The organism is Rhizobium sp. SVR5-9E (assembly GCF_056755095.1).
Map to the genome: position 1 here is coordinate 1 of NZ_JBNDHS010000535.1, position 255 is coordinate 255.

Sequence of the window (255 nt, forward strand, 5' to 3'; positions counted from 1 at the left end):
CTCGACGATGATGGTGAGCTCGGACGTATCAGCCCGATGGTCACGAAGGTGGCTCGTCGCCTCGTGGACTCTCTGGGGGCTTCTGGAGTCAATGTCGTCTCAAACGCCGGTGAGGTTGCCGGTCAGAGTGTCCATCATCTGCACGTGCATGTCATTCCCCGGTACGACCGTGAGCCGGGCATCAACGCCATTCGGTCGGCCATGCCTCGTCGCCCTATTGAGGAGGTTGCGGCCATGGTGACTGGGGAATCGAAT

The 255-nt window shown here is 60.4% G+C and carries 1 protein-coding gene; it reads left to right on the forward strand.

The features are described 5' to 3' along the window. Positions 1–255, forward strand: a 255-nt coding sequence (locus ACPYOJ_RS35950) for an HIT family protein (RefSeq protein WP_481420472.1), incomplete at both ends; no start/stop codon positions are given.